Origin of the sequence: Parafrankia sp. EUN1f, assembly GCF_000177675.1 — a bacterium.
Taxonomy (GTDB): domain Bacteria; phylum Actinomycetota; class Actinomycetes; order Frankiales; family Frankiaceae; genus Parafrankia.
Genome location: NZ_ADGX01000238.1, coordinates 1 through 9,519, shown reverse-complemented (window position 1 = coordinate 9,519; position 9,519 = coordinate 1). Strand labels below are relative to the sequence as shown.

The 9,519-nt window shown below is 73.9% G+C and carries 3 protein-coding genes; all 3 read right to left on the bottom strand.

What is annotated here, in order from left to right; all coding sequences use genetic code 11:
• On the bottom strand, positions 1-79 hold a 79-nt coding region (locus FREUN1FDRAFT_RS48370; protein WP_369809853.1), incomplete at its 3' end, for a hypothetical protein.
• A complete protein-coding gene (locus FREUN1FDRAFT_RS36240; protein WP_006545387.1) occupies positions 76-5,913 on the bottom strand; it encodes a type I polyketide synthase in 5,838 nt (1,945 codons plus the stop codon). The genes FREUN1FDRAFT_RS48370 and FREUN1FDRAFT_RS36240, both read right to left, overlap by 4 nt.
• 57 nt (positions 5,914-5,970) lie before the next feature.
• On the bottom strand, positions 5,971-9,519 hold a 3,549-nt coding region (locus FREUN1FDRAFT_RS36235), incomplete at its 5' end, for a type I polyketide synthase (protein ID WP_035957270.1).

Sequence of the window (9,519 nt, the reverse complement as noted above, 5' to 3'; positions counted from 1 at the left end):
CCCGACGCAACCCCTCCACCACCTTCACAATCCCCGCCACACCCGCCGCCGCCTGCGTATGACCAATATTCGACTTCACCGACCCACCAACAAAGACCGACCAGAACCCCGCCCCCGCCCATAAACCCCCAACAAAGCACCCAACTCGATCGGATCACCCAACCGCGTCCCCGTCCCATGCCCCTCCACCACATCCACCCCATCCGCAGAAACACCCGCATCCACCAACGCCGCCCGCAACACCCGCTCCTGCGCCACCCCCGACGGCGCCGTCAAACCATTCGAACCACCATCGGAATTCACCGCCGAACCACCCACCACCGCCAACACCCGATGACCCCGCTCCCGCGCCACCGACAACCGCTCCACCACCACAACCCCCACCCCCTCACCCCACCCCGTCCCATCCGCACCCTCACCAAACGCCTTCACCCGACCATCCACCGCCAACCCACCCTGCCGAGAGAACTCGACGAACGTCGTCGGGGTGGCCATGACGGCGACGCCACCCGCCAGCGCGAGCGTGCACTCGCCGGCGCGCAGCGCACGCACCGCCAGGTGCAGCGCCACCAGCGACGACGAACACGCCGTGTCCACCGTCAACGCCGGGCCCTCCAACCCCAGGGTGTACGCGACCCGACCGGAGGCGACACTGCCGGCGTTACCCGTGAGCAGATATCCCTCCGCGTCGTGGCCGGCGCGCAGACCGGTGACATAGTCGTGATAACTCAGCCCGGTGAAGACACCGGTCGCACTGCCACGCAGCGACGTCGGGTCGATCCCCGCATGCTCCAACGCCTCCCACGACACCTCCAACAACAAACGCTGCTGCGGATCCATCGCCAACGCCTCACGCGGAGAGATCCCAAAGAAATCCGCGTCGAAATCACCGGCGTCGTACAGGAATCCGCCCGCACGCACATACGAGCGTCCCGGCCGGCCCGGCACCGGGTCGAAGAGAGCCGCCACATCCCATCCGCGGTCGGCAGGAAAATCGGAGACCGCGTCCACGCCTTCCGCCACCACCCGCCACAGATCCGCCGGCGAGGAAACCCCGCCCGGGAAACGACAGCCCATACCCACGATGACGACCGGGTCGTCATCGGCACCCGCCCGTGCGATACCCGGGCGGGTCACCACGGCCAGACCGCGCGAGACATCTCCGGACGCGGGTGCGGCGGTGGAGGCCTGGGTCTCCTCCACCAGCCGTGCGTACAGGAGCTCGGCGACCGCCCGCGGATTCGGGTGGTCGAACACCAGCGTGACGGGCAGGCGCAGCCCGGTCATCTCCGCCAGCCGGTTGCGCAGTTCCACGGAGGTGAGGGAGTCGAAGCCGATCTCCTTGAACGCCCGGGTGGGCTCGACCGCATGCGGCGAGCGGTGTCCGAGCACGGCGGCGGACTGTGCCCGGACGAGGTCGACGAGAACGTCGCGCTGCTCGGTCCTGGTCAGTCCGGCGAGGGTGCGGACCAGCCCGGACCTCGCGTCCGTGCCGCCGATCGTGCCGCCTGTGCCGCCGATCGTGCCGCCGACCGGGACGCCGTGCGGGTCGGCGGCCGCGGCGTCCGCGCCACCGGCCACGCTGGTGAACGGACGTGTGGCGATTGGGACGAGCCCACGCGTCATCACCGCGGGCGTGCCCGCCTGCGCCTGAGCGGTCAGGACCTCCTCCGAGAGACCGATCGGCACCAGTGCCGCGTCCGCGGTACCGGCAACCGCGCGGTCGAACAGGTCCAGCGCTTCGGAGGTGGTCAGAGCACGCATGCCCGCCCGGGCCATGCGTCGCAGGTCCGCGTCACCGAGTCCGGCGGTCAGGCCGCTGCGCTGCTCCCACAGGCCCCACGCCAGCGAGACAGCTGGCTGGCCGCGCGCCGCGCGCCACTGGGCGAACGCGTCCAGGAACGCGTTCGCCGCGGCGTAACCGCTCTGGCCGGGACCACCGAACACGCCGGCCGCCGAGGAGAAGAGCACGAAACCCGCGAGGTCGAGGTTCGCGGTCAGTTCGTGCAGGTGCAGCGCAGCGTCGATCTTGGGCCGCAGCACGGCATCGACCCGCTCGCCGGTCTGCGAGACGACGGCGCCGTCGTCGAGGATGCCGGCGGCGTGCACGACCGCGGTCAGTGGACGGTCCGCGGGGACCTCGGCCAGCACAGCGGCGAGTGCCTGGCGGTCGGCCACGTCGCAGGCCGCGACGGTGACGCGCGCGCCGAGCGCGGTGAGATCCGCCGCCCATTCGGGGACGGCGCCGCGCCGCCCGGTCAGCAGCAGGTTCCGCATCCCGTGCCGGGTGACGAGGTGCCTGGCAACGAGACCACCGAGAGTTCCGGTTCCGCCGGTGACGAGAACCGTGCCCGCCGGGTCCCAAGGCAGGGCGCGATCCGTGGTCCCAGCTTCCACCGCCGCGTCCGCGACGGCTTCGGCCGGTCCGGAAGCCGGGGCCGGAACCGGAGCCGGCGGAACCGGCCTCAGCCGTGGGACGAACACACCCCTGTCGCGCAGGGCGATCTGGTTCTCGTCCCGTGCCCCGGCGGCGGCCAGGGCGGCAGGCACCATGGCCGCGGAGCTGTCGGCGTCATCGAGGTCGAGCAGGACGAACCGGCCGGGATGCTCGGACTGCGCCGATCGGAGGAGCCCCCACACCGCGGCGCCGGCCAGATCCGTGACCTGCCCGGCCACGGGCTCACCGGTCACCGCGCCCCGGGTGGCCAGGACCAGCCGGGACCCGGCGAGGCGCTCGTCCGCCAACCAGGCCTGGACCAGCGACAGCGCCCACCGGACCGCCCCCCGGACGGAGGCGGCGTCACCCGCCGTGGGTGGCAGGCGGACGACGGTCCAGTCCGGGGGCGGATCGCTTGCGGCGAGGGCCGTGGCCGGGACATCGACGCCAGGCTGCACGGTCACGAGACGGGCCCGGGCCGCCTCCGCCGCACCCGCCGGAACCGCCAATGGCGTCCACGCGACCTGGAACAGTGACTGTCGGGCCGCATCCGCCACGTCCGCGTTGGCGGCCGTGGCGGCTCCCGGCCCGGCACCGTCGTGCAGCCAGTAGCGTCGGCGCTGGAACGCGTACGTGGGCAGGTCGACGCGCCGCCCGCCAGCCACCAGCGGTGCCCAGTCCACGGGCACCCCGTGTACCCACAGCTGCGCCGCGCTCGCCACCAGCCGCCGCAGACCGCCCTCCCCCCGGCGCAGCGAGCCGACGGCGAGCGTGCCGTCCGCCCCGGCGGCCTGGGCCGTCTCAGCCACCGCGGGTGTCAGGACCGGATGCGCACCGACCTCCACGAACACCCGGTACCCCTCGTCGAGGAGCCCGCGGACGGCCGCCGCGAACCGCACCGGCGAGCGCAGGTTCTGGAACCAGTAGTCGGCGTCCAGCCGCGACGGCTCGGTGTCGGGGCCGCCCTCGGCCACGGAGAGGAAGCCCTCGACCGTGGAGTGGAAGGCGATCCGGGGCTGCGCCGGACGGATGCCGGCGAGGTCACGCAGCAGGCCCGCCCGCAGCGCCTCGACCGCCGCCGTGTGCGACGCGTAGTCCACCGGGAGCCTCCGGACCCGGATGCCCTCCTCCGACCAGCGGTCCAGCAGCCCGTCCAGGGCCGCCTGCTCGCCTGCGACCACGGTCGCGGACGGCCCGTTCACCGCGGCGACCGCCACCCCGCCGGCCCACCGTTCCAGCTCGGCGGCGACCGCGGCAGCCGGCATGGCGACCGAGGCCATGGCGCCATGGCCCGCCAACCGCGCCGCGATGGCCCGCCCGCGGACCGCCACCACCCGCGCCGCGTCGTCCAGGGACAACGCCCCCGCCACACAGGCCGCCGCGATCTCGCCCTGCGAATGCCCGACCACCGCGTCCGGTCGCACGCCCCACGACTCCCACACGGCCGCGAGACCCACCATCACCGCCCACGACACCGGCTGCACGACGTCCACCCGCTCCAGCGGCGGCGCATCCGGGGCGCCTCGCAGGACGTCGAGCACCGACCAGTCCACATGCGGCGCCAGCGCCCCGGCGCACTCGGCGACCCGCCGGGCGAACACCGCCGAGGTCTCCAGCAGCTCCGCGCCCATCCCGGCCCACTGCGCGCCCTGCCCGGGGAACACCCACACCACCCGGCCGTCACCGCCGTCCTCGGCGTCGGCCCGTCCCCGTACCACGTCGACTCCCGGCTCGCCGCCGGCCAGCGCACGCAACGCCGCCACGCGGTCGTCACCCAACAGCACCGCCCGGTGTTCCAGAGCGGCCCGCCCACGCAGCAGGGACCATCCGACGTCGGCGGGTTCGGCCGTGGTCACGCCGCCGGCCAGGTGCTCGGCCAGCCGGCCCGCCTGCCCGCGCAGCCCGGCCGCCGACCGCGCCGACAGCAGCCACGGCACGGCCTGGGCGTCCACGGACACCGGACCCTCCGGACCTGCCGCCATCTCGACGCCGTGCGCCGTCTCGACGCCGTGCACCGGCCCGGAGCCGGTCTCCGCCTCGATCCGGGCATCGGAGCCGGTCTCGGTGGCGGGATCGGGACCGACCGCCGGAGCCTCCTCGAGGATCACATGCGCGTTGGTGCCTGAGACACCGAAAGATGACACGCCCGCCCGGCGCGGCCGATCGGTCCGTGGCCACGCGACCTGCTCCGTAAGCAGCCGGATGTCACCGCTGCCCCAGTCGACCGCCGCCGTCGGCTCATTCACGTGCAGGGTCCGCGGCAGGGTCTCCTGTCGCAGCGCGAGCACCATCTTGATGACACCACCGACGCCCGCGGCCGACTGCGCGTGCCCGATGTTCGACTTCAGCGACCCCAGCCACAGCGGCGCGCCGGGCTGCCGTCCCTGCCCGTAGGTCGCGAGCAGGGCGTCGGCCTCGATCGGGTCGCCGAGGGGGGTTCCGGTGCCGTGGGCCTCCACCGCGTCGATGCTTTCCGGTGCCACCTGCGCGTCGGCCAGCGCCCGGCGGATCACCCGTTCCTGGGAGGGGCCGTTCGGGGCGGTCAGGCCGTTGGACGCACCGTCGGAGTTCACCGCGCTGCCACGCACCACCGCGAGCACCGGATGCCCCAGCCGGCGCGCGTCGGTGAGCCGCTCGAGCAGCAGGACGCCGGTGCCTTCGGAGAGGCCGAACCCGTCGCCGTCCGCGGCGAAGGCCCGGCAGCGCCCGTCCGCGGACAGCGCGCGCTGCCGGCTGTACTCGCTGAACACCAACGGGCTGGACATCACCGCCACGCCCGCGGCCAGGGCGAGCCCGCACTCCCCGCCGCGCAGCGCACGCACCGCCAGGTGCAGCGCGACCAGCGACGACGAACAGGCGGTGTCGACGGTGACCGCCGGCCCCTCCAACCCGAGGACGTAGGCGAGGCGGCCGGACAGCACGCTGCTGGCGGCGCCGGTGCTCAGATGGCCCTCGACCTCCGCGGGCACCTCACGCAGCCGGGAGACGTAGTCCTGGTAGATGCTGCCGACGAAGACCCCGGTCCCGCTGCCCCGCAGCGTGGACGGGTCGATCCCCGCCCGCTCGACCGCCTCCCAGGTGACCTCCAGCAGCAGCCGCTGCTGCGGGTCCATCGCCAGCGCCTCGCGCGGCGAGATCCCGAAGAAGTCCGCGTCGAAGTCGGCGGCGTCATGCAGGAAGCCCCCGTGGCGGGCGTAGGTCGTGCCAGGACGCACCCCGTCGGGGTCGTAGAGGCCGGCGAGATCCCAGCCCCGGTCGGCCGGCAGCCCGCTGATCCCGTCGCGCCCGGCGGCGACGAGATCCCACAGCTGTTCCGGTGAGCGCACCCCGCCCGGGAATCGGCAGCTCATGCCCACGATCGCGATCGGCTCGTGCGCGGCGGCCTCGAGCTCACTCAGCCGCCGTCGGGCCCGCCGAAGATCCGTCATGATCTTCTTGACGTAGTCACGGAGCCGGTCTTCGTTGGCGCTGGACATCGGTCGCACTCCCACTGTCAGGCAGATCGCGGCATCAGGCCGATCACGGCGGACGGATCAGAACGCGCCGAGCTCCCGGTCGATCGCCTCCAACATCTCGTCGTCACTCATCGCGTCGAAGTCGTCGCCAGCCGCGGCCGGATGGCCACCGCCGTCCGTCCCGCCCGTCCCGGCCGGCGCGGTGCTCGCCGCCGCCGTGCCGGGACGGGTGTCGTTCCACCGCCACAGCAACGTCTGCAGACGCTGGGCGATGACCTGGCCGTCGACCTCGGGGCCGGCGGCGGCCAGCGCGACCTCGAGCCGTTCCAGTTCGGCGAGGGCGCCGTGTTCGCCGTGGCGGCCAGGGTCCAGCTCGCCGCGCAGATACCGGGCAAGCACGCGTGGGGTCGGCTGGTTGAACACGAGTGCCGCCGGCAGCCGCAGGCCCGTGATGGCGGTCAGCCGGTTACGGAACTCCACGCCGCTGAGCGAGTCGAAGCCGAGGTCCCGGAACGAGCGGTCGCCCGACACCACACCGTTCTCGCCGTGGCCGAGAACCGCGGCCGCCTGGGCACGGACCAGGTCGAGCAGCACCCGATCCTGCTCCGGCCCGGGCAGGCCGGCCAGCCGCAGGGCGAACGACGACACGTCCGGGTGGCCCGCCCCCGGCTGGACGTCCACTGCGGCGGGCTGGCCCGGTGCGTCCTGGACCGGCACCTCCCTGGCCGGGTCGACCGCCGCCGGCACCGTCGGGGTGGGCTCCACGGCCGTCGGTGTGGGCGCCGGGCGCAATGTCAGCCGGGCGTCGGCCACCGGTTGTCCGGTGGCGTCCGCGACCTCGATGGCGACCTCGTCGGGGCCGGCCGGCGACAGCCGCACCCGCAACGCCGGAACACCCGTCGCGTGCACTCTGACGTTGCTCCAGGAGAAGGGGCGCAGCCGTCGCGGCCCCAGCTCCGGGTCGAGGACCATCGGATGCAGGGCGGCGTCGAGCAGTACCGGGTGCAGCCCGAACCGGCGTGCCCGCGCACCGAGCCGCTCGGGTAGCGCCACCTCGGCGAACAGCTCCGTGCCGCGACGCCACACCGCCCGCACCGCGCGGAACGCCGGCCCGTAGTCCACACCGGAGGCTGCCAGCCGCGAGTAGAGATCGTCGGTCGCGACCGACTGCGTACCGCCGGGCGGCCATACGGCGAGATCGAACGACGGGCGAGCCGCGGCACCGTGCCCGCCGCCGGCCAGGAGCGTTCCCGTCGCGTGCCGGGTCCACCGGCCGCCCGGATCCGCTGCCCGCCGCCGGTCGCCGCCCGTCTCGTCCGGCCCACCGGGACGGGAGTACACGGCGAACGCACGCGTACCCGCCGGTCCGGGTGGACCGACCGAGATCTGCAGGTGGACACCACCACGATCGGGAACGACCAGCGGTGTCTCCAGAATCAGCTCCGCGACCTGGTCGCAGCCCGCCTCGACGCCGGCGCGCACGGCCATCTCCAGGAAGGCGGTGGCCGGCAGCAGGGCGGCGCCGGCCACCGTGTGCTCCGCGAGCCAGGGCGTGACGTCGCGCGACAGCGTCACGCCGAACAGCAGCCCACCGGTGTCGGCGAGCGGGACCGCGGCGCCCAGCAGGGGATGGTCGGTGCCGGGCGTCCCGGGCGCCTCCATGCCGGTACCGCCGCCGCTGCCGGTGGTCGCGGGCGGATCCGGCCAGTAGCGCCGGTGCTCGAACGGGTAGGTCGGCAGGTCGACCAGCCGCCCCCCGGTCACCAGCGGTCCCCAGTCCACCGGCGTACCGTGCGCCCACAGCTGCGCGGCACCGGTCAGGAGTCTGGCCAGCCCACCGTCACCGCGCCGCAGCGACCCGACGACGAGCGCGTCATCGACCCCGGCCGCCTCGGCCGTCTCCGCCACCGCCGCGGTGAGCACCGGATGCGCACCGACCTCCAGGAACGTTCGGCACCCGTCCGCCACCAGCGCCTCGACGACCGCCCCGAAACGCACCGTCGACCGCAGGTTCCGGTACCAGTACCCGCCGTCCAGCGGCACCGCCGGGTCCACCGGCCGCGCGGTGACCGTCGACCACATGGTCACGGTCGGCGGCCGGGCAACCACGGCGGCGAGCTCCTCGGCGAGCCGCTCACGGACGTGCTCCACCTGGGCTGTGTGGGAGGCGTAGTCCACCGGCAGCCGCCGGACCCGCACCCCCTCGAGTTCCCAGCCGGCGAGCACCGCGCCCAACGCGCCGGGCTCGCCGGCGACGGTGGTCGCCGACGGACCGTTGACCGCCGCCACATCGACGAGCCCGTCCTGCCCCGCCAGCCGGGTCGCCACCTCCGCCGCGGGCAGAGCCACCGACGCCATGCCACCCGCCCCCGCCAGCAGCTGCGCGATCGCCTGCGACCGGACCGCCACCACTCGCGCCGCGTCGTCCAGGGACAACGCCCCCGCCACGCATGCCGCCGCGATCTCCCCCTGCGAATGCCCGACGAGCACGTCCGGGAGCACTCCCCACGACTCCCAGACCGCCGCCAGCGCCACCATGACCGCCCACGAGGCGCACTGCACGACGTCCACCCGGTCCAACGGCGGCGCACCCGCTGCGCCCCGCAGCACCTCCACCACCGACCAGCCCAGGAACGGCCGCAACGCCCGATCGCACTGTGCCACCCGCTCCGCGAACACCGCCGACGACTCCAGCAGCTCCACACCCATCCCCGCCCACTGCGCCCCCTGCCCCGGGAACACCCACACCACCCGGTCGTCACCACCGGTGGACCGCCCGGGCACGACGTCCTGGTCGAACTGCCCCTGCGCCAGCGCACGCAGCCCGCGGAGGCGGTCCTCGCCGACGACGACCGCACGGTGCTCCAACGCCGCCCGCCCATGCGCCAGGGACCAGCCCACGTCGCGGACCGACGGTGGATCGGCGGTGTCGCCCAGCTGGGACAGCAGGCGCCGGGCCTGCGCACGCAACGCGGTCTCCGACCGGGCCGAGAGCACCCACGGCACCGTGATGTCCTCGGCGTCGGTGTCCACGGCGTCCACGGCCACGGCCATGGCGTCGGCGTCGGCGTCGGCGTCGGCGTCGGACGAGACCGCGTTCGGAGCCGCGGAACGCACCGGCGTCTCCACCCGCGAGCCCGGGACCTCCTCGAGGATGACGTGCGCGTTCGTCCCCGACATCCCGAACGACGACACCCCCGCCCGCCGCACCCGACCCACCACCTCAGGCCACGGCACCGCCTCCCGCACCACCTCCACACCACCCACCGACCAATCCACCCGCGACGTCGGCACCCCCACATGCAACGACCCCGCAACCACCCCCCGACGCAACCCCTCCACCACCTTCACAATCCCCGCCACACCCGCCGCCGCCTGCGTATGACCAATATTCGACTTCACCGACCCCACCAACAAAGACCGACCAGAACCCCGCCCCCGCCCATAAACCCCCAACAAAGCACCCAACTCGATCGGATCACCCAACCGCGTCCCCGTCCCATGCCCCTCCACCACATCCACCCCATCCGCAGAAACACCCGCATCCACCAACGCCGCCCGCAACACCCGCTCCTGCGCCACCCCCGACGGCGCCGTCAAACCATTCGAACCACCATCGGAATTCAC

Bases quoted from the DNA above. Each gene is read 5' to 3' on its own strand.
- FREUN1FDRAFT_RS36240 (WP_006545387.1), bottom strand. From the start codon at position 5,913: ATGTCCAGCGCCAACGAAGACCGGCTCCGTGACTACGTCAAGAAGATC.